Genomic DNA, 26,430 nt, shown 5'->3' on the forward strand with positions numbered 1-26,430 from the left:
AACCGCCCGCTCCCGTGCGGGCGTATCTCTACGCAGGACCCGAACACGCCGGCGTTACCGGCATCCACAAGGACCCTGCGATGAGCTACACCCCCGACAACACCCAGCTGCTGAACGCCATGCAGAACGTCATGGTGATCTCCACCACCGACCTGCAGGGCAACATCACCTATGCCAACGACCTGTTCTGCACGCTCACCGGCTTCGCCCGCGAGGAACTGATCGGCCAGCCGCACAGCATCGTGCGCCACCCGGATGTGCCCAAGGCGGTCTACAAGGACATGTGGGACACCATCAAGGCCGGCAAGACCTGGACCGGCATCGTGCCCAACCTCGGCAAGGGCGGCGTGCTCTACGTGGTCGACACCACCGTGCAACCGCTGTTCGACGCCGACGGCAACATCACCTCCTACATCAGCATCCGCCGCGTGGTGAACGACCTGATGCAGAACTACGACCTGGTCGAGTTCAGCAAGGAAAAGTTCGACGACTTCTACGAGGCCGCGTGAACGCTCTCCCGACCAGTGCGCCCTTCAGCCGTCTGCTGGTGGGTTTCGCGTCCGAGTCGGGCAATGCCCGCGCCCTGGCCCAGCGCCTGGGCGCGGACCTGCAGCCGCACGCGCCGCAGGTGCTCCCGTTCAACGACATCGAGGTGGCCAGTCTCGGTCACGGCGACGTGCTGCTGGCGATCTCCAGCTCGTTCGGCGATGGCGAACCGCCGGCCAATGGCGAACAGTTCTTCGAAACACTGCGCCAGACCCCGACGCTGGCTGGGCTGCGCTATGCAGTGTTCGGCCTCGGTGACACCGGCTACCCGAGCTTCTGCGGCTTCACCAAGGCGCTGGATGCTGCACTGAGCGAGCGCCAGGCGCAGCCGCTGCTGCATCGGGTGGACGCCGACCTGGGCTACGAGCAGTTCTTCCAGCAATGGCGGCCGGTGCTCGGCCAGGTGCTGGAGGGCGACCTCAACGCTGGCCAGGACCTGCGCCTGCAGGTCACCGCCTATGGCGAAGACAATGCGTTTGCCGCCCCCATTCTCGAACGTCGCCGCTTGAACAGCAGCGACCCCGCTGCCTGGCACCTGCAGCTGGACATTGCCGGCAGTGGCATGGCCTACCGCGCAGGTGACACCCTGCACGTGGTGCCCGAGAACGATCCCGCCCTGCTGCAGGCATTGGCTGCCTGGTATGGCGACACCGCCGCCGTGGCCGCCCTGCACGACCGCGAGCTGCGCCTGCTGAGCAAGGGCGTACTGCGCGAACTGGCCAGGCTCGGCGGCAGCGAGGTACTGAAGGGCCTGTTGAAGGTCAGCCAGAAGCGCGAGCTGGACGCCTACCTGCACGGCCTGGACCTGCTGGACGTGCTGCAGGACCACGCCACCCCGCACAGCGTGCCGCTGGCCAGGCTGCGCGAACTGCTGTCACCGCGGCTGCCGCGTGCCTATTCGATCGCCTCGCACCCGTTCAACGACCAGCTGAGCCTGTGCGTGCGCGAAGTGCGCTACACCCTGCGCGGCCGCGAGCGCTTCGGCACTGCCACCGGCAGCCTGCTGCATGGCGGCGACCACGCCCGGGTGTACTGCCGTTCCAACCCCGGCTTCCACCTGCCCGATACCGGCCAGGCACCGCTGCTGCTGGTCGGCACCGGCACCGGCATCGCACCGTTGATGGGCCTGATGCAGGAACTGCAGGCCAACGGCTGCGAACGCGAGGTGCACCTGGTGTTTGGCGAGAAGCACCGCCAGCACGACTACCTGTACCGCGACCAGCTGCAGGACTGGCACACGCGAGGCGTGCTGGCCGGCCTGCATACCGCGTTCTCGCGCGATGGCGCTGAAAAGATCTATGTGCAGCATGTGCTGCAGCAGCGCGCCAGCGAAGTGCGCGACGTGCTGGCCCGCGGCGGGCATCTTTACCTGTGCGGCAACAAGCGCCATCTGGAAGGCGCGGTGCGCGAGGCCATCGATGCCATTGGTGGCGAAGGGCGCTGGGATGCGCTGCGCAGTGAAGGCCGCACGCACTGTGAGTTGTATTGATCCCTCCCATTGGACCGCACGAATCCTGGACCGGTAGAGCCGGCCGCTGGCCGGCTGCCCAGTATCCCTTGGTTCCCGGCCAGCGGCCGGCACTACCAGAACATGTAGCCAATCATCGCCTGTGCATCACGGTAGAGCCGGCCGCTGACCGGCATTACCAGAATATGTAGCCAACCATCGCCCGTGCATCACGGTAGAGCCGGCCGCTGGCCGGCTGCTCAGGATACCGAGGTTGCCGGCCAGCGGCCGGCACTACCATCAGATGTGACCAACCATCGCCGGTGCGTCCATCACGGGTCAACCGCCGACAATGCGACCATCCACCATGCGCGCCACCTGCTGACCGAACATGGCCACGTCCTGTGGATCGTGGCTGATCAACAGCAGCGGGATGCCGGTCCGGTCCAGCACCGTCTCCAGCTCCTGGCGCAAATGCTGGCGCAGGTCATGGTCCAGTGCGGAGAACGGCTCATCCAGCAGCAGCGCCTGCGGCTGCGTCACCAGGGCGCGCGCCAATGCAGTGCGCTGGCGCTGGCCACCGGAGACCTGCGAGGGCAGCAGATCGCCCACCGTGTCGATGCGGAATGCGTGCAGCCACTGCTCCACCGCATCGAAACGCTGGCCGACCCGCGGATTCAGCCATCCCTTCTGCAGCCCGAACGCCACGTTCTGGCGCACGCTCAGGTGCGGGAACAACGCGTAATCCTGGAACACGTAGCCCAGCCGGCGGCGCTGCGGCGGCAGATCCACAGCGGTGGCCGCGTCGAACAGGGTCCGCCCCTGCACGCGCACATGGCCCTGGTCCGGCCGCAGCAGACCGGCCACCGCCTTCAGGGTCAGGCTCTTGCCGGCGCCTGAAGGCCCGAACAGTACCACCTGCCGCTGCGTGCACTGCAGCGATACGTCCAACACGAAATCCTGGCCGGCCGCCTGCAGGCGGCGCTGCACCTGCAGGTCAAGCCACATCGCGCAGCTCCCGGCGACGCCCGCCCACCAGCCGCGCTGCCAGCAACAGGATCACGATGCACACCACCGAAGTCAGGATCACCAGCGCATTGGCCTTGCCATCCTGACCGGCCTGCACCGCCTCGTAGATGGCGATCGACAGCGTCTGCGTCCGGCCCGGAATGCTGCCGGCCACCATCAGCGTCGCGCCGAATTCACCCATCGCGCGCGCAAACGCCAGCAACAGGCCGGCCAGGATGCCACGCCATGCCAGCGGCAGTGTGACGCGGAAGAACACCGCTGCTTCGGACACACCCAGCGTGCGTGCAGCCTGTTCCAGCTGCCCGTCCACTTCTTCGAACGCCGCGCGTGCCGGCTTGAACACCAGCGGCAGCGAAGCCACCGCCGCGGCGATCACCGCGGCCTGCCAGGTGAACACCAGGTTGATGCCGAACCACGACTGCAGCCACGCGCCGATCGGGCCGTTGCGGCCGATCAGCACCAGCAGGTAATAGCCCAGCACCGTCGGTGGCAGCACCATCGGCAGGGTCAGCAGCGAATCCAGCAGCTCGCGGCCGGGAAAGCGCCGCCGCGCCAGCAGCGCGCCCAGTGCCACGCCCAGCACCAGATTGATCGCGGTGGCCCAGCCGGCCACCTTCAGCGACAACCCCAGTGCGCTCCAGTCCAGATCCATGCGTCAGGGCTTGCCGAACCCGTGCTTGGCCAGGATCGCCTGGCCCTGCGCCGAACGCACGAAGGCGGTGAAGCGCCTGGCTTCGGCCGACTGCGCGCTGGCCCTGGTCACCGCCAGCGGATAGGCAATGCGCCCCGCCACCGGAACCGCGAAGGCACGGCGCACCCGGTCGGGCATCGCCCGTGCGTCGGTGGCATAGACGAAGCCGGCGTCCACTTCACCGCGCGCCACGTAATCCAGCGACTGGCGCACGTTCTGCGTGGTGATGGTCTTGCCCTGCACCGACGGCCAAAGGCCCGCTGCTTCCAGCGCGCCCTTGGCATAGCGGCCAACCGGTACGCTGTCCGGGTTGCCCAGTGCGATGCGTTGCACGCCGGCACCGGCCAGGTCCTTCAAGGTACGCGGTGCAGCCTTGGCCTGCGGCGGTACCACCACCCACAGCGCGTTCACCGCGAACACCTCGCGGGTACCGGCCGCCAGCAGGCCCTGCTGCTGGGCCTGGTCCATCGTGGCTTCATCGGCCGACGCGAACACATCCACCGGCGCACCGCGGCTGATCTGCTGCAGCAGCACGCCGGACGCGGCGAAGTTGAAATCCACCTTGGTTCCCGGGTGTGCCTTCTCGTAGGCGGTGCCCAGTTCGCGGAAGCTCTCGGTCAGGCTCGACGCCGCCGACACCGTCAAGTCGGCCGACCAGGCCGGTACTGCAGCCACTATTCCCAGCACCAACAGCCCCGCTCGCATCATGGGTCGGCCCCTCGCTTGCCTGATCAGTCCAGTCCGGATTCCCGAGCCACGGCCAACGCCGCCAGCCGTTCGGGTTGCAGCAACAGCATCTCACGTTGGTTCACCGCAATCACACCCTCGTCGCTCAAGCGGCGCAGTACCCGGCTCACTGTCTCCGGCGCCATCCGCAGGTAGTTGGCAATCTCGGTACGGGCCATGCTCAGGTTGAAACGGGTGGCGGAGAATCCGCGCCGGGCATAGCGCTCGGAAAGATCCAGCAGGAACGCCGCCATGCGCTCCTCGGTGCGATGGTTGGCAGCCAGCGTGGCCACCTTGCCGATCTCGGCACTGAGCAGGCTGAACAGCCGCGCCTGCAACCCCGGCATGCGGGTGGCCAGCAGGCTCAGTCGCGGGAACGAGATCCGGCACAGGTAGACGGTGTCCAGCGCCACGGCGTTGCAGGGAAAGCGCGCACCATGGATGGCATTGAGCCCGATCACCTCGCCCGGCAGGCTGAAACCCAGCACCTGCTCGTTGCCCTGGCTGTCATCGACAAAGGTCTTGACCATGCCCGCGCGGACCGCTGCGATCGAGTCGAACGGATCGCCCGCACGGAAAAGATAGTCGCCGGCCTGGAACGGGCCGACGTGATCGACCAGCACATGCAGTTCACCCAACGCGGCCTTGTCGTAACCCTGCGACATGCAGGCGTCGGAGAACGCACAGGTACTGCAGAAGTGCAGCGCGTCTCCGTCATCGGCCGCTGCCGGATTGGGCGTGGCCGGTCGGGACGCAGAGGGAGCGGAGGGGTCCAGGGGCATTGCAGCAACGCAGGAACGAAGGCCCCCATCATACGACAGCGCGCCACCCGGCCCTGCGCAACCTGCGCCTACTCCGGCGCAGGTTCAGCACGTCGTTGCGGGCCACGCTGGCGTACGCTGTCGCGCACGTCCACATCGAACTGCAGCTGAAGCATGCTGTCGTCATCCAACGCGATACCAAAGCCCAGCCCATCGCGGCAGGGCAGCCGACCCGCCAGCGACTCAACGGCCTGGCGCGGCAGTACCAACCGGCAGAATGCCCCACCATCGAGCAGCACGGCCTGGTCGCCGGCATGCAGCGACAGCGCCACGCCCCAGCCACCGCTGCCACCAAAGCGCGTCAGGTTCTCAACCGATTCACCGGCCAGCAATCGTGCCAGTTCTTCTTCATCCACGCGCAGGCGCATCGATTGCTGTTGCAGCTGGACCTTCATGCTGTGATGGACTCCCATTCCGACGGGGTATTGCAGTTGAGCAGCAACGCCTGATCCTCCGGCGCCAGTGGCAACCGTGTCACGCCCAGGCGTTCCTGCAGGGCGCGCAGTGAACGGCGCGCCGTCGGGTCATCGATCAAGGCCTGCAGCACGCGGCGGCAATGATCATCGATCTGCAACCGCATCGGCAACGGTTCATCGTCGAATACCGTGCAGGCGCGCGCTTGATCGGCCTGCAGGCGCTGCAACAGCGCGGGTGTCACCCGCGGCGTATCGACCGGCACCACCCAGGCGGGGCCATCGGGCATCTGCATCGCCACACTGTAGAGGCCGCCCAGTGGGCCGCAGCGTGCGACCCGGTCCGGGATGCCACCAAACGCCGGGTAGTCACCGCTCACCCACACCCGCCCGGCGCCCGCCTGCAGCAACAGCCCCCGCATGTGTTCCAGCAATGTACGGCCCTGCCAGGGCAGCAGTGCCTTGTCGCGGCCCATGCGGGCGGACAGGCCACCGGCCAACACGATGCCGTTGATGGTCATCGCAGTAGAGCCACGCCATGCGTGGCTGCGCCGGCCGGATGCGCGGGAAAGGCCTCTTCCACGCATGGCGTGGATCTACTGAATCCCGCGCCCTGAAGGGCGCGGTCAATGCCCGTGGTCATGCGTATGGTCATGGGAGTGCGAAGGTTCACTTTCCGCATGGCACAGACTGCAACCTTCGCTCCACTGGCTGTCGCCGTCCTCGTAATGCTCCTGCTTCCAGATCGGGCACTGGTGCTTGACCACCTCGATCAACTGCCGGCAGGCCCGGAACGCTTCGTCACGGTGCGGGCTGCCGGCGGCCACCACCACCGCCACATCGCCGATGCCGAGCCGGCCCTTGGCATGCGCCACATACAGCTTCAGCTTCGGACCGAACGTGGCTTCGACCTCGGCGGCCAGGCGCTTGAACTCGTTCAGCACCAGCGGTTCGAACAGATCGTAGGTGATCCCGGTCACCCGTCGGCCCACATTGACATCGCGCACCTTGCCGATGAACACGTTGATGCCGCCGAAGCCAGGATCGGACACTGCCGCGATGCCCTCGGCCGGATCGATCGCCGCCTGCGCGCGATCCACCACCTTGGCGATGATCATCTCGCTCATCGCTCAGCCCCCACTCACCGGCGGCAGGATCGCCACCCGGCCATCGTCGGGCAGCGCCTCGTGGTCGCGCAGCACGCGTTGCTGGTCGGCGAACGCCGAATAATCCAGCAGGCCGGCACGGAAACCCGGCCAACGCAGCGGCAGCAGCTCGCGCAGCGCCTGGCGCAGATCGGCCACGGTGCCACCGGCCACGTCCACGGCAATCTCGCGGCTGGCATCCAGATCGGAAAACGCACCGAACAATTGCAGATTCACCTGTCTCATCACGGCTCCTGGCTCGCCAGCTGCACAGGGTCCTGATGACCCCAGCCCTGCACGCGCACTGGCGTGCCGGCAGGGGCGAGACCGCCCTCGCCTTCCAGCACCACCCAGGCGTTGGCCTGCAGCATGGACATCAAACGGAACGACTCCTGCCCGGCCAGCACGCGCGCACTCAGGCGGCCCTGCGCGTCCACTTCCACCCGGGCCCGCGCATGAAAGCGCAGGCCCGGCGGCGTGCGCACGTCGGCCTGCAGCGGCAACGTCAGCACCTGCTCGGGTGCCAGCCCCAGCAGGCGGCGCAGCACCGGCTCGACAAAGAAGCGCTGGCCCACGGCAGCGGAGACCGGGTTGCCCGGCAGGCCAAAATACAGCGCGCCATTGGGCAGCACCGCGAACAGCAACGGCTTGCCGGGGCGGATCGCCACCTTGTGGAACACGATGCGCGCCCCCCGGCCGCGCAGCGCGTCGGGAATGAAATCGTAGCGGCCGGCCGACACCGCGCCCGTGCTGATCAACAGCTGCGCACCCGCGTCCAGCGCTGCATCCAGCACCGCATTGAACGCGGCCACGTCATCGCCCACCGTGCCCTGCCAGACCACCTCGGCACCGGCGGCCTGCAGGCGGCCGACCAGGTACGGCCGGTTGCTGTCACGGATCTGACCGGATTCCAGCGCCTGCGCCGCCTCGGTCACCAGTTCCCTGCCGGTGGCGATCACCGCCGCCTTCGGCCGTGCCACCACTGCCACCTCGCCCACGCCGATGGCATGCAGCAGGGTGCGCGCGTTGATGCCCAGCAGCTGCCCGGCCCGCAGCACGCGCTCGCCGTCGCTCACATCCTCGCCGCGCAGGCGCACGTTCTGGCCCGGCTTCACCGATGTCTTCAGGGCGATGCGGGTCGGGCGGCCGTCCTCGCTGGCGAGGATCTCCACATTCTCGACCGGCACCACCGTATCCAGCCCAACCGGCATGCGCGCACCGGTCATGATTTCCCAGGCACCCTCGCCGCCTTCGGCGCCAGCATCGCCGGCCGCCTGCCAACCCTGCACGGCAAATTCGGTACCGGCCTCGAACGTCGCGCCGTTGGCGCGCAGCGCGAAGCCGTCCATCGCCGAATTGTCGAACGGCGGCAGCGACTGCCCACTGAGGATGTCGCTGGCCAGGGTACGGCCTCTGGCCTCATGCAGCGGCAGACGTTCGGCCGGCAGCGGCGTGGCCGCGTCCAGCAGGTGCTGCAGGGCTTCGCTGTAGGTGATCATGCGTGGCCATCCCCCTCGACCATCGCCAGGGCATGGCCCAGTACCGGCGCCAGGATATCCAGGCACTGCGCCGCCGCCTTCGGGCTGCCCGGCAATGCAAACACCAGCATGTTGCCCAGCTGTACCACCTCGGCGCGGCTCAGCCAGGCCATCGGCGTGTGCTGTGCGCTCAGCGCCCGCACCATCTGCGCCAGGCCATGCACCGGCCGCGCGTTCAAGGAACGCAGCGCTTCCGGGGTCAGGTCACGCGGGCCCAGCCCGGTACCACCGGTACACAGGCACAGGCGCACGCCCTCGGCAGCCAAGGCCTGCAGGCGGCCCGCCAACGGCTCGATGCCATCGGGCAGCACTTCGGCGGCCACTACGTCGCCATCCAGCTTTCTCAGGCCGGTCACCAGGGTCGGGCCGGACACATCCTCATAAGTGCCTTCGCTGGCGCGATCGCTCAGCGTAATCACCGCGCAGGCCGCACCCTCCAACCCCTTAGGTGCACGTGGGTTGAAACGCACGCGCTCGGTCTCGTCCATGCCATCCGGGTGCAGCCAGACGCCGCGCTTGCCGCCCTCCTTGAACAGCAGGCGGATGCCTTCGATGCGCAACGCCGGCTCCACCGGCTTGCTCAGGTCGTACAGGGTCAGCAGCGCCGCGTTGACGCCGGCCAACGCTTCCATTTCCACGCCGGTGCGCGCCTCGCTGGCGCACTCGCACCACACGCGGATCGCCTGCCGCTCCGGCACCGGCGCGCAGAACACCTGCACCAGTTCCAGCGGCAGCGGATGGCACAGCGGCATCAGCATCGAGGCCATCTTCGCGCCCTGCAGGCCGGCAATCTCGGCCATCACCAGCGCATCGCCCTTGGGCAGGCGGCGCTCGACGATCAGCGGATAGGCCACCGGACCGGCATGCAGCTCGCCCACCGCCACCGCACGGCGGCGGCTGATGCGCTTGTTGCGCACATCGGCCATATGGAAGGCCGCATTCAATTCCCCACTCATCGTGTTGCTCATCCTCCGATGGAGGCCAGGTGCGGGGTCAGCCCGGTCTGGCCCTGGTGCAGTCCATGCCCGGCCGCTTTCAGGCCAAGCTGGGCGGTGATGCGTGCCAGCAGCGCGTCATGGTCCTCGTCGCGCTGCAGCAGCGGGCGCAGCGGCACGCCGAACTCGCCGAACAGGCACAGCCGCAGGTCGCCCTTGGCGGTCACCCGCAGGCGGTTGCAGCCCTTGCAGAAGTCACGCGAATACGGGGCAATGATGCCGATGCTGCCGCGATGGTCGGGGTGGCCGAACTCGCGCGCCGGGCCGGCGTCGGCGGCGCGCGGCCGCTCCTGCCAGCCAGCGGCCAGCAACTGCTCGATCACCCGATCGGCGCGCAGGTGATGGCGCTGGAAGTAGGTTTCGTTGTCGCCGGTGCGCATCAGTTCAATGAAGCGCACGCTGAAGGGGCGGTCACGCAGGTAATCCATCCACTGCGGCAGCTCGTCGTCGTTCAGGCCGCGCAGCAGCACCGCGTTGAGCTTGATCGCCGGCAGGCCCAGCGCCTGCGCCAGGGCCAGGCCCTGCTTTATCTCCGGCAGGCGATCATGCCCGGTGATGGTGTGGAAACGCTCGCGCTGCAGGCTGTCCATGCTCACATTCAGCGCGGTCAGCCCGGCCCGGTGCCAGCCCGGCAGGCGCCGCGGCAGCAGCGTGCCATTGGTAGTGATGGCCACCTTGCGGATGCCCGGCACCGCCGCCACGGTGGCGATGATCTCGTCCAGATCCTTGCGCAGGCTGGGCTCGCCACCGGTCAGGCGGATCTTGCTCATGCCCAGCGCGGCAAAGGCCCGCACCAGGCGGCCGATCTCCTCCACCTGCAGGAAACGCGGGCGGCCATCGGCCTGGTACCCGTCGGGCAGGCAGTAGCTGCACCGGAAGTTGCAGGCTTCGGTGAGCGACAAGCGCAGGTACGGAAAGCTGCGTCCGAAGCTGTCGGTGAGTTGGCTCATGGCTGTTCCGCCTCCTGGTACCACCCTGCAGCCCTGCCCCTGATCGGGTTGTCGACCCCAGCCCGCAGAGTGCGCTGGGGCGTTGAAAGCGTCAACCCGGGACAGCCCGCAGCCTGAATTGGCACCGCCTGTCGTGATAGGCCCTCCCCGCCCGTCCCGTTCGCCGTGGCAACCTCGACACCTGTCGCAGATTGCACGGTGCGGGCGGATCCCCACGCCAGCCAGCGCTGGCGGTGCTCAACTGCATGTGAGAATGCCAAAAGCGTCTCCAATCGAGTGATGTTTGCAACTCTTCTGATTGGCATTGCACAGCGCCAGGGGCTCAGATGGCGTGCCACCGGAAAAGGGTGCCCGGGCTTCGAACACCCGAGTTGATGTTGATGTATGCGCTTGCCAGCCGGCGCCACCTTAGCGTGGCGCCGGCTGGCAATCCGTCTGCCGGCTATGGCGGGCGGTGCGTGGGGGCCTTCGGGCCCGCCGGACTGACATCAACCCGGTGTTCGAACCACGTACCGTCCGCCACTTTTATGGGTGGCGGCTACCGATTGCCCTGCACGGAGCCTTGCCATGAACGAATCGGACTTCCCGCATCTGCACGCCTACCGCAGCACCGCCGGCGACGACGGTTCGCCACAGGCTGCGCCAACAGTGGACAGGAACACCTTCATTGCCAATCTCCACCGCATCGGCTCCGGTGCGGCGGCTGATGGGCAGCCGTGGCCGGAGCGGCATCAGCTGCCCGGGCGCTGCCTGGCCCTGGCCGATGCCGATTGCGCGTTGAGCGGGTTGCGGGTGGTGCTGGAAATGCTGCTGGCGGCCAAACGCACCCGGCAGAACGGCGAACCCGAAGAGTACGTGGGCGACCGAGTGATGGAGGGGTTGGTCATGGCCTGCCAGTCGTTGTGCGCGCAGGCGGTGGGGCGCTTGCAGCCCGAAGGGTGAAGGCGATGCGCAACGCCCTTCAGCTTGGATCGCTTTCAGCAGGCGTCAGTACTCGCTGAAAGCGCTCCTCAGATCGACGCCGATGATCGGCGAGAAGTCCACCTTGCACAGCTCCAGCTCGAAGAGCTGATCGTGATTGTCCAGGCACAAGGTGACCCTCACCGGTACGCCGTCGGCATCGGCAAGCATGGCCGTGGCAATGTCGCTTCCGAAAACCTGGGTCGTGCTGGACAGGAACACCACGCCCCCGAATCCGACGACCTCCACGTCCTCCACCTGGGCGAGTGCCAGATCCTTCAACAACCGTTCGGACAGCTCGGTCGTCTCGGGCAGAAGCCTGTGGATGAGGGAGACCTCGTCGGGGGTGAGGAATCTGGGCACGGAATGTCCTTCAGGGCACTGCATCCGCCATCGGCAGATGCTCGATCCGCCATGTCCTGGCGTAGATGAGAATGACGCTTCCGGTCGAGCTGGTCTCGATACGGAAACACTTCAGACCGGACAGCGGATAGCCGACCGCCTTCCAACGATCAAGAAGATGAGCAAGTCCCGGCTCGTCATCGTCCACCATGGCGAACTCTATTCCCTCCTCCCCCAGTACGCCGAAGTTTATGAGCGCGGAGCAACCGTAGGCTTCCGGGAAGCAAACGATTGACTCCCGACCATCCGGCCAGCGCACCCGGACCTTTACCTCATCGCACACACCAGGATTGCTCCTGTCAATGTTGAAGGCCAGCAACGTGGCGTCACACCATTCAAGGGAGTTGAAATCTTGGTTCATCTACTGGAATCCGCCAGATTCATACGACGGTGGTGCGACCTCATCCGCCCCTTCCTCTCTCTCCCCGCTCCTGAAGCTCCCCAAGGTTGAGGTCCCGGGCATAGGACCGCCGACTACTGATCCGTACTTCCTTGGATGCGAACCTTCGACCGTCCCTGCATTCGACTGCGAATTGGTAGCTTCTGGGTTCCGGCCCTGCAACGACCATCATGGGGACCGAGAATGTGCTTCCAACCGGTTTCGACGAAACTACACCTTCGCCCTCCCCGAGCATGCTCAGCTCACAATCGAGAGCGCGAACGTCACCCTGACCTGGCGGCACGCTTCCCGAGACGCGCACGATCATATCGCCACCCGATGTTGCACAGCCGGCCAGAACCAGACCGGCAATGACAGCTGCGGCATACCTCACCTTCGCCCCTTCTTCGCATTGTTAATGCACCTGTTGAGCGCACTGACGTTCGCATTCACCACGGTCAACAGTTGCCGGATGGTGTAGCTGGCGGTACCTGCCGAGGTGACCAGCGCGATGCGATTACCTATGACGTCATAATCTCAAGCTCCCTTGCAAAGAGGTGGTTGAGAAGGCCCGCTATTCCGGGGACCCGTCTGCAAAATGCCGCTTTCTCCTAAAGGCAACGAGAACGAAGGCTGTCGCAGCCAGGAAGGCACCAAACGCATCCCAGATTCGGCCCAGCCACAGCATCAAAGCGGAAATGGCCAGCCACATTACAGATAGTGCAAGAAACCATCCGCGCGTCAGCTTCATAGGGCTCAATACACAGTTTGAGTTCCAACCATAGCGCAGACGATAGCCAATGCAACCTAATAGATTGCCGGCATCCCTTCCTCCAAATGCTGCAACGCCGGCGACAATGGGCAAAAGCAGCGTCAGATCCGACGCACCAGATGCCGGCAAGGTCAGCCGCGTTGATAGGCGGGCGGAACAACCCGCAGCACAGGCGCAGCGACCTCATGCACCATGACTTCCTGCACAGGGATTAGGTGTTATACCTCACTACATTACCAGCACGACCTGTCGCGAGGTCGGCAGGCTGTGGCACTCCGCTGCAGACCTGGCCCATCGGAAGGGCTGGCACGCGTCACGGCCCAAGGGAATGGCAATGAAAAGCAGCCGAGTGACGTTGTGGGCGCTGGCCGCCATGATGGCCGCAGTGGGCACCGCGCACGCAGGGGAAATCCAGGTGGATCGAGGCGCTTACACACTGCAGGCCGAAGAGATGGGGGCCGGCCCGATCACCGTGGTCTTTGAATCCGGTTTCGGGCAGGGCGCGGGGGCCTGGAAGGAGGTGGTTGCCGGTCTGGGGCGCGACTACCACAGCATCGCCTACGCCCGTGCGGGACTCGGCAAGTCCGGCAGCGACGGTCACCCCAAGCGCATCGATGCGCATCTGGCCGACCTCACGGCCGTGATCGATACGCTCGCTCCCGGTCGCCGCGTTGTGCTGGTGGGTCACTCCTATGGCGGCCTGCTGGCCACGGAGTTTGCACGCCGCCATCCGGAGCGCCTGCAGGGCCTGGTGCTGGTGGACCCGGCCACGATGGGTCAGCGCCATGCGTTCAAGCAGGCCGACAGTGCCCGCGTGCAGGCAGATGATGCCCAGCTGCGGGCGATGCTGCCGCCAGCCATGGCCGCCGACTACGCCGTGCTGACCGAACAGCTGGATGCACCCGGTGCGGAAACCCCGCGCACGATGCCGGACGTGCCGGTAGCGCTGCTGACTGCAACGCAGCTGGCTGCCGAACCGCTGTTCTTCGAGGAAACCGCAGCGGGCAAGGCGCTCTGGAAGGCGCAGCACGCCCTGCTCTTCTCGGGGTTCACGCGCGGCTCGCACCGCTACCTGGCAACCGGCCACACCCTCCAGCGCGAGGATCCCGCTGCGGTGGTGGCCGCGATTCAATCAGTCTCCGGCACCTTGAAGTAGCCGTTCCAGGCAACGGCCTCCCCCGTTGTTCCCGGCTACTGCCCACGCAGGCGCACCGCAAAGTACCGCGCCGGGGAAAGGCCAAGCGCTTTCTTGAACATCGTGATGAAGGCCGTCACCGACTCATAGCCCAGCGTCTCGGAAACGCGTTGTACCGGTGCACCGGCGGCGAGTTCACGAATGGCGATGAGCAGGTGCAGCTGCTGCCGCCAGCGCCCGAAGGACAATCCCGTTTCCCGTTCGATGAGGCGGGTCAACGTGCGCTCGCCCAGGGCCAGGCGCACGGCCCACTGGCCGATGGTGCTGCGGTCTGCCGGATCCGCCGACAGCGCCGCCGCCAGCGCACGCACCTTCGGGTGATGGCTGACCGGCAGCGACAGATGCTCGGCCGGCATCTGTACCAGCTCGTCCAGCAACACCCGCGCCAGCCGGTCGGTGTGGCTGCCATGCGGATAGTCCAGCGGCGCGTCGGCCAGGTGCAGGATCATCTCGCGCAGCATCGGCGAGATGGCCAGCGTCACGCACTGCGCCGGCAGGTCGACGATGCCGGGCTCGACGAACAGGTAGCACAGGCGCGCGTTGGCGGTGGCGCGGTTGCTGTGCGGCATGCCGCCCGGAATCCAGACGCCACACTGGGGCGGCACGATCCACAGCGCATTGGCCACTTCGCAGGTCACCGCCCCATGCAGCGCAAGAATGAGCTGACCCTTTCGATGCTCATGCACCGGAATTTCCGCGTCGTGCTCGGCCACCTGCAGGCGGCTGGCAACCGCCGGGCGATCGGTCTCGTCCGGGTCCAGGTCAAAGCCGGGGAGCGAAATGCGAGCCATTCTCACATTGACCGGTTTTAGTGATTGATTGTCATTGTAGCGAAATTCGCCATGCCGGCCGATCACTAGGATGAGCCGCATGCACTCCTCCAGCCCGCTCCGCCCCCACCTGCTCCAGGCATTTGCGCGGTTTAAAAGCCCTGCCGTCAGGACCGACCAGGAGGCGGTGCTGTTCTCGCTCAAATGCCTGCTCGCCGCGTCGCTGGGGCTCTATGTCTCTCTAAGGGTCGGCCTGAACCGCCCGTTCTGGGTGATCGGCACGGTCTATCTGGTATCACAGCCTCTTTCCGGGGCAACGCTCAGCCGCGGCCTGTTCCGCCTGCTCGGTACCGTGGGCGGGGCCGTCGCCACCGTCGCGCTGGTGCCACGCTTCGCCAATGCGCCCTTGGTGCTGAGCGCCGCGCTCGCCACCTGGATGGCGCTGTGCCTGTACCTGGCGATGCTCGACCGCACGCCACGTGCGTACGCGTTCCTGCTGGCCGGCTATACCACCAGCCTGATCGGGTTTCCTGCGGTCATGGTGCCGGGAGAAGTGTTCACCATTGCCGTCACGCGGGTGCAGGAAATCGCCATCGGCATCCTGGCCGCAACGCTGGTACATGGACTGGTGCTGCCGCGCCGGGTTTCGATGCGCGTGCACGCACGGGTTGCTGCGGTGCTGGAAGATGCGGAACGATGGACACGCGACATGCGCGCCAGTGCATCGGACACGGTGCTGGCGACGGACCGCTCGAAAGTGGCCGCCGACCTGCTCGAGCTGCATGTGCTGTCGATCCACCTGCCCTTCGACAGCGCCCACGGCGTCGCCCAGGTGCAGATCCTGCGTGCCCTGCATGACCGGATGCTGGACGTACTGATGCTGTCCAGCGCGGTGGAAGATTCCATCGCTCCGCTGCGTTCACCGCAGGCCGGCACAATGGATGCAAGCGGCTGGCGCGATCTGCTGCAGGCCAGCCTCGCCGCTCAACAGGCCGAGCTCGACCTCGCCCACGCCGACTGCCGCGTGCTGCAGGCACAACTGCACACTGCCCGCCCCGACTGGCGCCTGCATGTGCCTGACCGTCTTGCGCGGAATGTGCAGGGCGCAGTGATTCACCGGGATCACAGGAACGCCGCGCGCAGCGCGCTGGGCGCGTTCGTCGGCATCCTGCTGAGCTGCGTGCTGTGGATCATCACGGGCTGGTCGGACGGCGCCACGGCGGTGTCCATCATCGGCACGGCGTGCGTGCTGTTCGGCACGATCGAAGCGCCGGCACCGCATGTCATGCGCTACCTGGTGGGATCGTGCATCGGCGTTGCCGTCGGCCTGCTCTACGGTCTGCTGATCTTCCCCGCGCTGTCCGATTTCGTCGGCCTGATGGCCGCGCTGGCGCCTGCGCTGCTGCTATGCGGATCGTTCCTGGCCCGGCCGCCCTTCATCATGGCTGCGCTGGGCGTGGTGCTGACGTTTCCGCTCATCGCCGGCCTGGGCGCGACCAATTCGACCAACATCGTCGGCGCACTCAACAACAGCGTTGCGTTGTTCGTCGGTACGGCAATGGCACTGTGCAGCATGCAGTTGTTCCAGACCGCCGATGCGGGCCGCAACCGCACGCGGTTGGAGGGTTCCATCCGTCGGGATATCGCACGACACGCCGCCGGACAAGGTGATGTGACCCGCGCGTGGCTTAGCCGAATGCTGGATCGAATCGGGCTGCTCGCTCCCAGGTTGCAGGGCCGTTCCAGCGCCGCGCACGACCTGCGGGCGTTGTTTGCGGACGTTCGTGCGGCACGTGCATCCAGCCAACTCCGCGCGCTGGAAAAGCGGCTGCACAACCCGCAGGTTCGGGCGCTTCATGCTGCGCTGGTCGAACGCATCGCTGCACATTTCGGGGTTCGCGCCCACACGGCACGCAGTGTCGACATCCATCTTCTGGAACTGCTGGACCGCATGCGCGAGGCAGCTGCGGCCAGCACCGGGGCTGATCGTGAGCATCTGTCGCACCTGCTCAGCGGGTTGCGCCGCGACCTGCTGGCATCCCCGCTTAACCATCGGCACTGACCACATGCTCTCTGATCTTTCCATTGATGGCGTGCTCATTCCCGGCCTGCTCGCCGTGGCCGCCGCCGCGCTGGCGCTGTCGATGCTGACCTCACGCCTGCTCGCCAGCCTCGGCCTGTACCGGTTGTTCGCCGCGCGGCCCTTGGTGGGCCTGTCCCTGTTCGTGACCCTGGTGGAGCTGATGATCCGGCTCTCGCCCCTGCTCGAGAAATGAAATGAAACACCTGCTTGCCGTCATCGGGCGCTGGAGCGCTACGCTGGTTGTATTCGCGATTGCTGTCGTCGCCGCACTGTCCATCTGGAAGCGTTACGAAATGCGCCCGTGGACGCGGGATGGGCGGGTGCGCGCCGATGTGGTGCGCGTTGCATCGGACATGGGGGGGCTGGTCACCCAGGTGCTGGTGCACGACAACCAGCGGGTCAGCGCCGGACAGCTGCTGCTGGTGCTGGATCAACCGCGCTTCACTGCCGCGCTTGAGAAGGCCGATGCAGCGGTCAGCAGCGCTCGCGCCACGCTGGCGCTGGCCCGCCGCGAATCGACACGGGACAACGCACTTGGCAACCTGGTCGCCTCGGAAACACGCGAACGCAATGCCGCCAAGGTCGATACCGAACTGGCCGCCCTGGCCCAGGCACGAGCCGAACAGCGCGTCGCCCAGCTCAACGTGCAACGCACCGAGGTGCGCGCAACCACCGACGGCATCGTCACCAACCTGGACCTGCACGCGGGCGACTACCTGCAACCCGGTGCGCAGGCACTGGCGCTGATCGACACCCACAGCCTGCGTATCGAAGGCTACTTCGAGGAAACCAAACTGACCTGCATCACCGAGGGCGATGCCGCCGTGGCCCGGCTGATGGGCGACACCCGCGATGTCCGCGGACACGTTGACAGCATCGCCGCCGGCATTGCCGACGATCAGCGCTCAAGCACGCACAACCTGCTGCCCGCCGTGGCGCCGACCTATACCTGGGTGAGGCTGGCACAGCGCATCCCGGTACGCATCCGTATCGATGATGCGCCGCCGGATACGCGCCTGATCGTAGGTCGCACCGCAAATGTGACCATCACGCCCTCGGCAGCGGGAGCCTGCAAGTGAGCGTGCGGACAGTACGTTGTGGGTTGTTTGCCCTGCTGCTGCCGATGACGGCCTGCGTGTCCGGCCCCGACTATCACCTGCCGGCGAGCGCTGTCGCAGCCTCCCCACGAGCGGCGCGGGCGTTCGTCTCGGGCCAGGACGCATCGTTCAGCCACGACGCGCCACCGGATCGGTGGTGGCGACTGTATGGCGACCCTCAGCTTGACGCCTACGTACGCGATGCTCTGGCGGCCAATACCGACCTGCGCGCCGCCGATGCCAACCTCCGGCGCGCCAGCGCGACCGTGCTGGAGTACCGCGCGCGCGGTGCCGTGCAAGGGGACGTGGATGCATCGGGCACGCTCGTCCATGCCGGTGGCTACACCCAGGCGTCGGCCGCGCCGCAGTCGTACGCGCTGGGCCTCCACCTCTCCTATCCGCTGGATCTCGCAGGTGGCATCCGCCGCGGCATCGAAGCCGCCAACGCGGACACGGAGGCGATTGCTGCGGCACGCGACCAGGTCCGCGTGGTCGTCGCTGCGGCCGTCACCCGTGCCTATCTCCAGGTGTGCACAAGCAATCACACGCTCACTGCAACCCGGCAAGTGCTGGCAATACAGCGCGCCACGCTGGAGGCAACCCGACGGCTGGCTGCCGGCGGGCGCGGAACGGACTTCGATGTCAGCCGTGCCGGTGCCGCCGTCAATCGCAGCGCGGCGGCGATACCGCACCTGCTGGCGGAACGGCAGGCCTCGCTGTTCGAACTGGCCGCATTGATGGGCAGGCTCCCGGCAGATTATCCCAGGGAGGCAGAAGCGTGCCCGCGTGCCCCGGAGCTGGAGCAGGCGCTGCCGGTCGGTGATGGCTGGCAGCTGCTCCAGCGACGCCCTGACGTACGCGCAGCCGAACGCAGCCTGGCCGCCGCGACTGCAATGATCGGTGTCGAGACGGCGGGTCTCTATCCGCAGATCACCCTGGGCGCCTCTTCGGGCGTGGCCGGCACACCGGCGCATCTGCTGTCGGCCGACGGCTTCGGTGCGAGCATCGGTCCCGTGCTGTCATGGCACTGGCCCAACCGCCGCGTAGCCAAGGCCCGCATCGCGGCGGCCGGTGCCAATGCGGAGACCGCTCTCGCTTCCCTTGACGGAGTCGTGCTGCAGGCACTGCGCCAGACCCAGACCGCGCTTTCTGCCTGCACGCAGGAGCTTGAACGCGAGCGCAGCCTGGCGCACGCGCGTCGGGACGCAGCCCGGGCCACCGAACAGGCACAGCAACTCTACCGCTTCGGCAGGATCGATTTTCTCGACGTGCTTTCGGCCCAGGCCGAGCTGGCAGATGCGGAGTCCGCATTGGCCGCGTCGCGCGCGGCGCGCATTGACCGGCAGATGGATCTTTTCCTGTCGTTGGGCGGAGGCTGGGCCGCAACGGATTCGGCCCCGGGCGCGGTCCAATGACCCGTTGTCTGGCCACGACTGCAGGCCGCGCCGTCTGTTCAGGAAATTACCGCCTACACCCGCATTCATTCACATGGATTGCCCTATATTCCCGCCACAGCGCCGCATGCTGCGGCCATGACGGAGGCATCCCCATGAAGACCACACGTTTGCTTGCCATCGCATTGAGCGCAGCCACCGCGTTGGCCGCGGCCCCCGCCTTCGCCGATCCGCCGCACCACGCCCGAGGCAACGGCCCGCCGCCGCACGCAGGCGGCCCGCACCGCCGCGATGCGCCGCCGCCGGGCTGGCAGAAGAAGGCCTGGCGACGTGGCGAGCGCCTTCCGTGGGCCGAAGTGGACCGCCGCTACTGGGTGAACGATTACGCGCGCTATGACCTGCGCGAGCCGGGCCGCGACCGGCGCTGGGTGCGCCAGTCCGACAACGAGTACCTGTTGGTGGAGATCGCCACCGGCTTGATTGTTGACGCGCTGCATCGTTGAATGCGGAGCGCGCCGGGGCCCTGTAGCCGTGGCCCTGGCGCGCTCCCACCACACTGCGGCCGACATGAATGATGCGAACCACCGGATTCCAGAGCGCGTTTCTCATTGTTGGCCTCATCGCAGGCCAGCCGGCCCACGCAAGCCAGCAGCCATCAGCGGCGGATGTAAAAGCGATCGAACAGGTGGTCGAAGCGTTCCGTACTTCGCTGATCAACAAGGACAAGCCGACCTACATGGGCCTGTTCTTCTCGGACAAACCAGAAGACATCGGCTGGCAGTTCGTTTCCGAGGATGTGCGCCTGCAGGACATCCGCAAGGCCAAGCCCGATGCAATCAAGGCGCGGCAGATTCCTGCAAACAACTTCATCGCGCTGATCGACGGGGCGGTGGCCTCGCCGAAGCCGAAGGAAGAGAAGTTCTCCAACACGAAGATCGAGACGGATGGTGATGTGGCTTCGGTCTCGTTTGACTACAGCTTCCACGACGATGGGGTGAAGACCAACTGGGGCAAGGAAATGTGGCAGCTGATCCGCACCGAGCAGGGCTGGAAGATCTTCTCGGTGATCTACTCGGTCCGCGATTCACGCAGCCCGGCCGATTGAGCAGGGCTTGATGCGGGCGCCCTCACCCGCGATCCATTCAGCAAGGGCATTGGCATTCGGCCAGCGATCGGGCAGAGTTCGGCCACGCGCAAGGACGCATGCCATGACCCGCCTGCTGATCATCGAAGACAACCCCGAGCTGGTTGCCAACCTGTATGCCTTCTTTGAACCGCTGGGTTACGTACTGGACGACGCCCGCGACGGCGCCAGCGGACTGCGCCGGGCCACGCAGCACGACTACGACGCCATCCTGCTGGACCTGATGCTGCCGCGGCTGGACGGCATGACGCTGTGCCAGAAGCTGCGCCAGGAGTTCCAGAACCCGGTGCCGATCCTGATGCTGACCGCGCGCGATCCGGTCGAAGACCGCGTGCAGGGCCTGGCCCTGGGCGCGGATGACTACCTGGTCAAACCGTTCTCGCTGACGGAACTGGATGCGCGGATCAAGGCCCTCGTACGACGGGCGCAGGGTCGCCAGGTCCAGAGCGTGCTGGCGTGGAAGGACCTGCAGGTGGACACGCGCTCGCCACAAGCCTGGCGGCAAGGCCGCTGCATTGCGCTGACGCCCACGTCGCACAAGCTGCTGATGTGCCTGGTGCGTGCGGCGCCGGCCGTGGTGCGCAAGCAGGAGATGGAATACCTGGTCTGGGGCGACGAGCCACCGGACAGCGGTGCGCTGCGAACCCACATCCATGAGCTGCGCCTGCAGGTGGACCGCAGCTTCGACACCGCGCTGATCACCACGGTGCACAGCGTCGGCTGGCGCATGCAGGCGTGACCCCTGCCTCCCTCTACCGCCGCCTGAGCCTGCGTACCCGCATCACGATCTCGTTCGTGCTGTTGATGGCCGGTGCCATGGGCTTCATCGTACTGGCCGAACAGGTGGACTACGATCAGGTCCGGGCCGCTGTCGTCGCGCGGACCCAGGATAGTGCCGTGCGGAAGCTGCAGGGAGCACTGGCCCGTGGCGAACACCCCGCCCTGCCCTCGGGTAGCCAGTTGTACGACAGCCATAGCGTGCCGATGGTCCTGCGCCAGTACGGTCCGGGCTACCACGGCGAAGCAGCACCCAACGAGTGGCACCTGCGCGTCTTCGACAGTGCCGGCCAACGTTACTACCTGCTGCAGGACGCAGCCCCCTATGGCTATCTGGAATACCTGATCAGTGCCTTTGCGGCACTGGTCATTTCGATCTGCGTGCTTGGCGCCTTCCTGATCGGTCGCAAGGTAGCGACCCACGTCATCGCACCCATCACACGATTGGCCGATGCGGTGCAGGACGGCCAGAAGCCCTTTCCCTATCAGGACGCGCGCGACGAGATTGGTGTACTCGCCCGCGCCTTCGCCCGGCACAGCGACGAGCTCGAACGGTTCCTGCATCGCGAGCAGTGCTTCAGTGGCGATGCCAGCCACGAGCTGCGCACGCCGCTGGCCATCATCGGTGGTGCTGCCGAGACGCTGGCCTGCCAGCTTCCGGCCGACAGCCACCTGGTTCCCAGTGCCGAGCGCATCCTGCGCACCACCCAGGAGATGCAGCGCCAGCTGACCTGCCTGCTGCTGCTCTCTCGCGCCCCCAGCACCGTGCCACGCAACGAGGTGGCCCTGCGTGCGCTGGTTGAATGCTGCATGGAGCGGTGCCAGCCCTGGCTTTCCGGCAAGCCGGTGATCGTTGCGTTTGATGCCCTGCATGACACCGTGCTGCACACCAACGCGGATCTTGCGCACAGCGTGATCTGGAACCTTCTGCGCAACGCCTGCCAGTACACCGAAAGCGGCGAAGTCCGGATCTCCCTTCACGACGCCGCACTCGTCGTCGCCGACACGGGGCCCGGCCTGCCCTCCAGTATCGATCCACAGCTGTTCCAGCGCTTCGTGCCCGGCAGCGTGCACAGCGGCGAGGGGCTGGGGTTGTCGATCGTGCAGCGCATCGTCGAGCACCTGGGTTGGAGGATGACGGTGCATTCATCGCAGCAGGGATGCCGGTTCAGCCTGGAGTGGCCCCTCTGACGATTTCCTGACGCACGCGCGCACATGCTGGGAATTGCTCACTTCACGGCGGAAAACCGCATGCAGCACCCCAAGGACAGCGGCAAGTACCCGCACGGGAAGACCGGCCTGAGCCGCATCTTCCACACCCTCATCCATTCGCGCGATGGATTCGTCGCCACCTTCCGCGGCGAGGCAGCCTTTCGTCAGCTGCTGCTTCTGCACGCGCTGTTGATCATTGCAGCGTTCGTACTGGACATCAGCGCGGTCGAGCGCGCGATAGTGCTGGCGGTCTGCTTCATCAGCCTGCTGGTGGAACTGCTCAACTCGGCGATCGAAGCGGTGGTTGATCGCATCTCCCTGGAACAGCATCCCCTGTCAAAGAACGCCAAGGATATGGGCAGCGCCGCGCAGACCACCGCACTGTTGATGGTGGGCGCGGTGTGGGGCGTGATCCTGCTGGGCTAGTCCGCCCAACCTGACAACTTCCTGATAAAGCGGTTTCGATACTGCGCGCACTCCCGCTCCACGGAACCTGCTCGTGCGTCAATGCCGCCGTTTTCCACGGCCCCATCCGATCGTTCTGGTCTGGGCCGTCGCACTGTTCTTCACCACGATTGGAAACATCGCCCTCTGGAAGACGCTGTGGGGGCTGGTCGACCTCAACAGCGTGCGCAGCGTGCTGTTCCTGGTCAGCCTGCCGGTGGTGCTGTTCTGCCTGTTCAACCTGATGCTGACGCCACTGCTGGCACTGCCATTCCTGCGCAGGCCGCTGCTGGTGCTGCTCGTTGTCGTCAGCGCCGCCTGCAGTTACTTCATGCTGCACTACAACGTGCTGATCGATCGCAGCATGGTGCAGAACGTGTTCGAGACCAACCAGGCCGAACTGAACGCCTATCTGTCGCTGCCACTACTGTTGACCCTGCTGGCGCTGGGCGTGCTGCCTGCTGCCGGGCTCGCCCTGGTGCGCACCACCAGCGGGGCCGGTTCGATACGTTCGCTGCTGGTGTGGCCGGCCAGCGCTCTGGCGTCATTGCTGGTACTGCTGGCAATCGGCTTCGCGTTCTACAAGGACTACTCCTCGCTGCTGCGCAACAACCGCTATCTCCGTGACCAAGTGCTGCCGTTGAATGTCGTGCGCCATACCCACGATTATCTGAAAGGCCTCTACAGCGCCCGCCAGCAACCCTTGCGCCCGATCGGCATGGACGCACGGCGCGTACCGGGCCCGCGTCCGAAGCTTGTGGTCATGGTCGTCGGCGAGACCGCGCGATCACAGAACTTCCAGCTCAACGGCTACCCACGCGCGACCAATCCCCGGCTCTCGCGCAAGGAAGGCGTCATCAGCTTCAGTGATGTTTCCTCATGCGGAACCGCAACGGCGATCTCGGTGCCGTGCATGTTCTCGCAGATGACCCGCCGCCAGTATGACGATGTACGCGCAGCGACCGAGGAGAACGTGCTCGACATCCTGCAGCGCACCGGCATCAGCGTGCTCTGGCGCAACAACAACAACGGTGGCTGCAAAGGCGTGTGCGAACGCGTGCCGACCGAGGACATGCCCGCGCTGAAGGTGGCCGGCCAATGTGTCAATGCCGACGGCACCTGCTATGACGAGGTGCTGCTGCATCAGCTCGGTACCCGCATTGATGCCATGAACGGCGACGCCCTGGTCGTGCTGCACCAGCTTGGCAGCCACGGCCCGACCTACTTCGAACGCTACCCGGCACAGTCGCGGGCATTCAGTCCGACCTGCGACAGCAACCAGATCCAGCAGTGCAGCAACGAGGCGCTGGTCAACACCTATGACAACACCCTGGTCCACACCGACCGCATGCTTGGCAAGACCATCGACCTGCTGCAGGGCTATTCGGACCAGCGTGATGTCGCGCTGATCTATGTGTCCGACCATGGCGAGTCGCTCGGCGAACGTGGCATGTACCTTCACGGCACGCCTTACTTCATCGCGCCGCGCGAGCAGACCCAGGTGCCGATGGTGATGTGGTTCTCACCGGAGTTCAGCCGCAACGCGGGCGTGGACCTGGCCTGCCTGCGCGGGAATGCCCTGCACCGGGCGCACAGCCACGACAATGTCTTCCACTCACTGCTGGGCCTGTTCGGGGTCAACAGTACGGTTTACCGGCGCGATCTGGATGTCTTCGCCGGCTGCCGCGCGTCGGCTTCGCCGGCTGTGGCCACCTCGCCAGCCAAAGAACGGCGCCGGTTGATGCCGGTCGCTGCCCGCAACGTGGCGCGTTACTGCGCCGCCAGGGCGAAATCCAGACCCGCGCACACCGCCGCCACCTGGGCGTCGTTGCATTCCTGCGGGTTGGTGCGCGGGCTGTCCGGGTAGACCTCGGTGGTGGTGGCAAAGCGCGCGTCGGTGAAGCCGGCGCAGGCGCCGATCGAGCGCGACTCACCCCACACCACGCCCGGCGACTGCAGCGGCAGGCCGACCAGGTTGCCCTCGGCGTCGGCCGGGGCGATATGGGTGACCGGGGCGACGGCGGCGATCAGGGCCTTCTGGAACTCGGCCTGCGGATCCTCGCTGTTGCCGATCACGTAGAAGCCGTCCGGAATCGTGTCGCGCTCGAACGGCTTGCCGTCGCGGGCGCAGCGGGCCGGATCGAACTCGTGCAGGTCGCTGTCGGTGGTCTCGTGCAGGTCCAGGTGCACCAGCAGGTTCGGCTTGCGCTCGGCCACCCAGCGCATCAGCGCGGCGGCTTCCTCGATCTGGCCGCCGTCACGGAAGCTGCGGTTCGGGTCGACGGCATCCGGGTTCCAGCGCTGGATGCGCTCGTAGCCCCATGGGCTGACGCACGGCGCCACGATCAGGTTCAGCCGGCCCAGGTAGCGCTCGGCCTGCTGTTCCAGGAACTGCAGGGCGCCATGCACGCCACTGGTCTCATAGCCGTGCACGCCGCCGGTGATCAGCGCGGTCGGCAGCGCCGGGTTCCAGTCGTGGTTGACCACGGCGAACAGCGGGTAATGGTCCGGCGCATAGTCCAGCTGGCCGTACTGGATCACATCGAAGCTGTCGTCCAGGCGCTCGAGCGCGGCCACAACGTCATCGTGGTAGCTGCGCTGGCGCTGCTGGCGGGCCCGCCACTGTGCGCGTTCCGCGTCGCCCCAGGGCTGTCCGGGGGTGCCGATCGGGTAGAACTGCGCAACAGTCATTGGGTACTCCAGGGGTCGAACGGGATGGGTGCAGCCGGTCATTCTAAGCCTTGTCGCGCCCGCGGGTCCCCTCCCCCGGCCCCGCCTTCATCCAGCCAAGGTCATCTGGTTGTAAAATCAATGGTTTTTGGCCCCTCACCCCTTGATGGCGAAAGCAGCGCAGCCGGTCCTGGGTGGACCGGAATTCCTCCGCCTGCTCGCCCGTCTCAGCGACGGCGCGATGCCGGCCAGCAGTCCCGCCCTGACCGATCGCCTCGGCCAGTGGGTGGACTGGAGCCGTGCCGTGGCCCTGTCCGGGGCGCTCGGCGGACGCCTGCCCGAGCCCGGTGAAGCCGCCGAGGCGGTCGAGGATGTGCTGGCCGACTGCGCGCAGGCGCACGCCAGCCTGCTGGCCTCGATCAGTGAGGACGCCGAGGCCGAGCGCCTGCTGGATCTGGCCGAAGCTGCCGCTGCACCCAACTTCGCCTCGCTGCGCCAGCGCTATCGGGTACTGCAGCAGGCCATCCAGACCGCCACCGGGCGCCTGCGCGGCCGCCTGCGCGACCAGCTGGTGCAGGTTTCGCCCGAGCTGGCGCGGCTGGCCGAGGTCGATGCGGTGATGGAACAGACCCTCACCCCGCGCGAGCACAGCCTGCTGGCCACTGCGCCGGCCGTGCTCGGTGCCCGTTTTGAACGCGTGCACGGCCAGCCCGGCTGGCGCGCGGCCTTCCGCCATGACATGCGCACCCTGCTGCTCGCCGAGCTGCAGCTGCGCTTCCACCCGATCGAAGGGCTGCAAGACGCCCTGCGCTCCCACTGACCGGAACACC

General features: G+C 66.5%; 30 protein-coding genes. 15 read left to right on the forward strand and 15 right to left on the reverse strand.

What is annotated here, in order from left to right; all coding sequences use genetic code 11:
- The first annotated feature begins 80 nt into the window (after positions 1-80).
- Together AC5P9P_RS17825 and AC5P9P_RS17830 are read left to right on the forward strand one after the other, a co-directional pair.
- Positions 81-509, forward strand: coding sequence for a PAS domain-containing protein (locus AC5P9P_RS17825; RefSeq protein WP_049403401.1), 429 nt, complete (start codon positions 81-83; stop codon positions 507-509).
- The gene (locus AC5P9P_RS17830; RefSeq protein WP_049403402.1) at positions 506-2,035 is read left to right on the forward strand and encodes a diflavin oxidoreductase; all 1,530 of its coding nucleotides are present in this window, start codon (positions 506-508) and stop codon (positions 2,033-2,035) included. Before AC5P9P_RS17825 ends, AC5P9P_RS17830 begins: the two co-directional genes overlap by 4 nt.
- Positions 2,036-2,332: 297 nt before the next feature.
- On the opposite strand, the gene AC5P9P_RS17835 is transcribed toward AC5P9P_RS17830, so the two are convergent.
- The 11 genes from AC5P9P_RS17835 to moaA all read right to left on the reverse strand — a co-directional run bounded on the left by AC5P9P_RS17835 (position 2,333) and on the right by moaA (position 10,301).
- Positions 2,333-3,001 (reverse strand): sulfate/molybdate ABC transporter ATP-binding protein, encoded by a 669-nt coding sequence (locus AC5P9P_RS17835; RefSeq protein ID WP_049403403.1) that lies wholly within the window; start codon positions 2,999-3,001, stop codon positions 2,333-2,335.
- Positions 2,991-3,674, reverse strand: a complete 684-nt coding sequence (modB, locus tag AC5P9P_RS17840; RefSeq protein ID WP_005409908.1) for a molybdate ABC transporter permease subunit — start codon at positions 3,672-3,674, stop codon at positions 2,991-2,993. The genes AC5P9P_RS17835 and modB overlap by 11 nt, the downstream gene beginning before the upstream one ends.
- Before the next feature lie 3 nt (positions 3,675-3,677).
- Complete coding sequence (gene modA, locus AC5P9P_RS17845) at positions 3,678-4,421, reverse strand: molybdate ABC transporter substrate-binding protein (RefSeq protein ID WP_049403404.1); 744 nt, start codon at positions 4,419-4,421, stop codon at positions 3,678-3,680.
- A gap of 23 nt (positions 4,422-4,444) precedes the next feature.
- Positions 4,445-5,221, reverse strand: a complete 777-nt coding sequence (locus AC5P9P_RS17850; protein WP_049403405.1) for a helix-turn-helix domain-containing protein — start codon at positions 5,219-5,221, stop codon at positions 4,445-4,447.
- Between the two features lie 68 nt (positions 5,222-5,289).
- Positions 5,290-5,655, reverse strand: a complete 366-nt coding sequence (locus AC5P9P_RS17855; RefSeq protein WP_049403406.1) for a hypothetical protein — start codon at positions 5,653-5,655, stop codon at positions 5,290-5,292.
- Positions 5,652-6,194 (reverse strand): molybdenum cofactor guanylyltransferase, encoded by a 543-nt coding sequence (gene mobA / locus AC5P9P_RS17860; protein WP_049403407.1) that lies wholly within the window; start codon positions 6,192-6,194, stop codon positions 5,652-5,654. Before mobA ends, AC5P9P_RS17855 begins: the two co-directional genes overlap by 4 nt.
- 105 nt (positions 6,195-6,299) lie before the next feature.
- Positions 6,300-6,800, reverse strand: a complete 501-nt coding sequence (locus AC5P9P_RS17865; RefSeq protein ID WP_049403408.1) for a molybdenum cofactor biosynthesis protein MoaE — start codon at positions 6,798-6,800, stop codon at positions 6,300-6,302.
- 3 nt (positions 6,801-6,803) lie between these two features.
- Positions 6,804-7,064 carry a MoaD/ThiS family protein gene (locus tag AC5P9P_RS17870; protein WP_005409914.1) on the reverse strand — a complete coding sequence of 87 codons (261 nt, stop codon included), beginning with the start codon at positions 7,062-7,064 and terminating at the stop codon, positions 6,804-6,806.
- Positions 7,064-8,317 carry a molybdopterin molybdotransferase MoeA gene (locus AC5P9P_RS17875; protein WP_049403409.1) on the reverse strand — a complete coding sequence of 418 codons (1,254 nt, stop codon included), beginning with the start codon at positions 8,315-8,317 and terminating at the stop codon, positions 7,064-7,066. The genes AC5P9P_RS17870 and AC5P9P_RS17875 overlap by 1 nt, the downstream gene beginning before the upstream one ends.
- Positions 8,314-9,312: a bifunctional molybdenum cofactor biosynthesis protein MoaC/MoaB gene (moaCB, locus tag AC5P9P_RS17880; protein ID WP_049403410.1), complete on the reverse strand. Its 999-nt coding sequence runs from the start codon at positions 9,310-9,312 to the stop codon at positions 8,314-8,316. The genes AC5P9P_RS17875 and moaCB overlap by 4 nt, the downstream gene beginning before the upstream one ends.
- An 8-nt stretch (positions 9,313-9,320) precedes the next feature.
- Positions 9,321-10,301, reverse strand: coding sequence for a GTP 3',8-cyclase MoaA (gene moaA / locus AC5P9P_RS17885; protein WP_049403411.1), 981 nt, complete (start codon positions 10,299-10,301; stop codon positions 9,321-9,323).
- Positions 10,302-10,868: 567 nt separating this feature from the next.
- Between moaA and AC5P9P_RS17890 the strand changes: the two genes are divergently transcribed.
- A complete protein-coding gene (locus AC5P9P_RS17890) occupies positions 10,869-11,243 on the forward strand; it encodes a hypothetical protein (protein WP_049403412.1) in 375 nt (124 codons plus the stop codon).
- Between the two features lie 45 nt (positions 11,244-11,288).
- On the opposite strand, the gene AC5P9P_RS17895 is transcribed toward AC5P9P_RS17890, so the two are convergent.
- Positions 11,289-11,624: a DUF6984 family protein gene (locus tag AC5P9P_RS17895; RefSeq protein ID WP_049403413.1), complete on the reverse strand. Its 336-nt coding sequence runs from the start codon at positions 11,622-11,624 to the stop codon at positions 11,289-11,291.
- A 10-nt stretch (positions 11,625-11,634) separates the two neighbouring features.
- On the reverse strand, positions 11,635-12,024 hold the full coding sequence (locus tag AC5P9P_RS17900; protein ID WP_049403414.1) for a hypothetical protein: 390 nt from the start codon (positions 12,022-12,024) through the stop codon (positions 11,635-11,637).
- 1,124 nt (positions 12,025-13,148) lie between these two features.
- Between AC5P9P_RS17900 and AC5P9P_RS17905 the strand changes: the two genes are divergently transcribed.
- Positions 13,149-13,970: an alpha/beta fold hydrolase gene (locus tag AC5P9P_RS17905; protein ID WP_049403415.1), complete on the forward strand. Its 822-nt coding sequence runs from the start codon at positions 13,149-13,151 to the stop codon at positions 13,968-13,970.
- Positions 13,971-14,005: 35 nt separating this feature from the next.
- On the opposite strand, the gene AC5P9P_RS17910 is transcribed toward AC5P9P_RS17905, so the two are convergent.
- The gene (locus tag AC5P9P_RS17910; protein WP_014647399.1) at positions 14,006-14,800 is read right to left on the reverse strand and encodes an AraC family transcriptional regulator; all 795 of its coding nucleotides are present in this window, start codon (positions 14,798-14,800) and stop codon (positions 14,006-14,008) included.
- Positions 14,801-14,879: 79 nt separating this feature from the next.
- On the opposite strand from AC5P9P_RS17910, the gene AC5P9P_RS17915 reads away from it, so the two are divergent.
- From AC5P9P_RS17915 to eptA, 10 genes are all read left to right on the forward strand, one after another.
- The gene (locus AC5P9P_RS17915; RefSeq protein ID WP_329772600.1) at positions 14,880-16,841 is read left to right on the forward strand and encodes an FUSC family protein; all 1,962 of its coding nucleotides are present in this window, start codon (positions 14,880-14,882) and stop codon (positions 16,839-16,841) included.
- Positions 16,842-16,845: 4 nt separating this feature from the next.
- Positions 16,846-17,055 carry a DUF1656 domain-containing protein gene (locus tag AC5P9P_RS17920; RefSeq protein ID WP_049403417.1) on the forward strand — a complete coding sequence of 70 codons (210 nt, stop codon included), beginning with the start codon at positions 16,846-16,848 and terminating at the stop codon, positions 17,053-17,055.
- 1 nt (position 17,056) lies between these two features.
- Positions 17,057-17,941 carry an HlyD family secretion protein gene (locus tag AC5P9P_RS17925; RefSeq protein WP_049403418.1) on the forward strand — a complete coding sequence of 295 codons (885 nt, stop codon included), beginning with the start codon at positions 17,057-17,059 and terminating at the stop codon, positions 17,939-17,941.
- Positions 17,938-19,374 (forward strand): efflux transporter outer membrane subunit, encoded by a 1,437-nt coding sequence (locus AC5P9P_RS17930; RefSeq protein WP_495232989.1) that lies wholly within the window; start codon positions 17,938-17,940, stop codon positions 19,372-19,374. The genes AC5P9P_RS17925 and AC5P9P_RS17930 overlap by 4 nt, the downstream gene beginning before the upstream one ends.
- 134 nt (positions 19,375-19,508) lie before the next feature.
- Positions 19,509-19,856 (forward strand): RcnB family protein, encoded by a 348-nt coding sequence (locus tag AC5P9P_RS17935; RefSeq protein WP_495232990.1) that lies wholly within the window; start codon positions 19,509-19,511, stop codon positions 19,854-19,856.
- Between the two features lie 71 nt (positions 19,857-19,927).
- Positions 19,928-20,458: a Cif family virulence factor gene (locus AC5P9P_RS17940; protein ID WP_012480496.1), complete on the forward strand. Its 531-nt coding sequence runs from the start codon at positions 19,928-19,930 to the stop codon at positions 20,456-20,458.
- 103 nt (positions 20,459-20,561) lie between these two features.
- Positions 20,562-21,236: a response regulator transcription factor gene (locus tag AC5P9P_RS17945; protein ID WP_032962486.1), complete on the forward strand. Its 675-nt coding sequence runs from the start codon at positions 20,562-20,564 to the stop codon at positions 21,234-21,236.
- Complete coding sequence (locus AC5P9P_RS17950; protein ID WP_495232991.1) at positions 21,233-22,465, forward strand: sensor histidine kinase; 1,233 nt, start codon at positions 21,233-21,235, stop codon at positions 22,463-22,465. Before AC5P9P_RS17945 ends, AC5P9P_RS17950 begins: the two co-directional genes overlap by 4 nt.
- Positions 22,466-22,525: 60 nt before the next feature.
- Positions 22,526-22,912, forward strand: a complete 387-nt coding sequence (locus AC5P9P_RS17955) for a diacylglycerol kinase (protein WP_005409934.1) — start codon at positions 22,526-22,528, stop codon at positions 22,910-22,912.
- A 73-nt stretch (positions 22,913-22,985) separates the two neighbouring features.
- Positions 22,986-24,797: a phosphoethanolamine transferase EptA gene (eptA, locus tag AC5P9P_RS17960; protein ID WP_495232992.1), complete on the forward strand. Its 1,812-nt coding sequence runs from the start codon at positions 22,986-22,988 to the stop codon at positions 24,795-24,797.
- Here eptA and AC5P9P_RS17965 read toward each other — a convergent pair.
- On the reverse strand, positions 24,701-25,621 hold the full coding sequence (locus AC5P9P_RS17965; RefSeq protein ID WP_033835608.1) for a M14 family metallopeptidase: 921 nt from the start codon (positions 25,619-25,621) through the stop codon (positions 24,701-24,703). The genes eptA and AC5P9P_RS17965 overlap by 97 nt on opposite strands.
- A gap of 145 nt (positions 25,622-25,766) precedes the next feature.
- On the opposite strand from AC5P9P_RS17965, the gene AC5P9P_RS17970 reads away from it, so the two are divergent.
- The gene (locus AC5P9P_RS17970) at positions 25,767-26,420 is read left to right on the forward strand and encodes a DUF3348 family protein (protein WP_033835609.1); all 654 of its coding nucleotides are present in this window, start codon (positions 25,767-25,769) and stop codon (positions 26,418-26,420) included.
- Positions 26,421-26,430 lie beyond the last annotated feature (10 nt).

It is taken from the genome of Stenotrophomonas sp. YJH_SMC_14-1 (genome assembly GCF_059372275.1).